1 protein-coding gene is annotated in these 1,621 nt (G+C 71.1%); it reads right to left on the bottom strand.

All coding sequences use genetic code 11. The annotated features are described in order from the left end of the window. The coding region (locus ACY34I_RS40325) for a zinc ribbon domain-containing protein (protein WP_462760815.1) at positions 1 to 1,593 on the bottom strand (1,593 nt) is incomplete at its 3' end. Between the last annotated feature and the right edge of the window lie 28 nt (positions 1,594 to 1,621).

The following is a 1,621-nucleotide window of genomic DNA, read 5'->3' as shown; positions in this document are numbered from 1 at the left end:
GCCGGTGGTGGGTGTGCTGGTCGTGTTCACGCCCTGGTGTCGGTGGGCTGCGCGGGGCAGCCTTGGCCGGTCCGTTGGTGCGTGTCCCTCCGGACGCTTTCCCGCTCGGTTGTGGGGCCGGGTGGGGGAGGGTGCCCTGCGTCGCCTGGGCGCGGGGCGTGGTGGCTTGCGCCGGGTGGGGCCGGTCTTCGACCGGTCCCCCCGGTGGCTTTTCGTGATGACCGCTGCCGTTTCGAGTTTGTCGACCACGGCGCGGATGACCATGTGCCCGCTGGTCTTGTCGATGACGGTCTTTGCCTGATGGGTCAGGCCGCGGGCGGCGATCCGCCGCCAGGCACCCTGGTCGCGGTCTCCCTGCCAGTGGCAGGACTGGTGGGGGCAGACGGCCCACTTCCAGCCTGGGGTGGTGGGCTTGTCGGGGGCCTTGCAGTGCCGTAGCGGGGTCAGGCACTGGGGGCAGTGCTTCGAGGTGTTCCGGGCGGGGACGGTGACCACGGCGATACCCGTCTCGGCGGCGAGGTGCCGCATCCGGTCGACGATCTGCCCGCGGACCTGCTGCGACAGCCGGGTGTTGAGGGTGGCGCCCATGCCCCGTGCTTCCAACGACCGCAGGTCTTCGACGTAGATGACGGTCGCCCGGGAGGCGATGGCCTGGTCCACGGCCCAGCGGGCGGCGGCCCACGCGAGCGCGCCGTTCAGGTTCGTCCGGCGTGCGGATACGTGGCGGATTTCGTCGCGCAGGACCGTCAGTTTGCCGGCGAGGTGATGCTGCTCGTCACGGCCGGTGAGGCGTTGGTAGTGGTCGGCTTTGGCGTGCAGCCGCTCTGACAGGCGCCGCAGCCGGTGCTGTTTGGCGAGGATGCCGGCGGCCCGGAACTGGCCACCGGCCCCCAACGCGGTGATCCGCCCGCCCTCGTGTAGTCGCAGGGCTCCCGCGCTGAGGAGGGTGTTGAGACCCCAGTCCACGCCGACCGCGACCGCGTGGCCGGTGCGCCGGGCTTTCGGCACCGGGTGGCTGTATGCCAGGTCGGCGTGCACCTGTCGGCCGGTCACGCGCAGGGTGGGCAGGTGCAGTATCGCCGAGGCGGGGACCGTGGGTGGCAGGATGATCGGACAGGCCACCCACGTCCAATCTGCATAGGCTCGCGGATCTGGGCGGGTGGGCAACTGCAACCGCAGCAACACCCTCGCAGGGTCAGTGTCGCTGCGTTCGATGGTGGCCTGCTGCCGGTCACACGCGGCCAGCAGCAGCATCCGCGCGACCCTCGGGACGCCTTCCAGTTCGAACACGTCCGCCGGCAGCCGCCCATTGGCGGCAAGGAACTTCGCGGCCTGCCGGGTGCGGGACTTGATAATGCTGGACGGTAGATGCTCCCCGCCCGGAACCGCCTTGCGTACCTGCTCCCACTCCTGCGCGGTGCGCCTACCCGGATCGGCCGGCCACGTCGCCAGCACCCCGGCGGCCAGGCCAGCACGCCACCACGCCGAACGCAGAACACGCCCCGCCTGCTCCTGCGCCATCCGCTCGATCCGGTCATTGACCCTCACACCCACCGGCGCGGCGACCGTCCAACCCAGACGACGCAGCGCCATCCACGCTTTCGACGGCAGTTTCCGGCCG

It is taken from the genome of Micromonospora sp. RTBAU3-60 (assembly GCF_054963695.1).
Note: the sequence above shows the minus strand (reverse complement) of the source record. Positions and strands in the feature narration are given on the sequence as shown.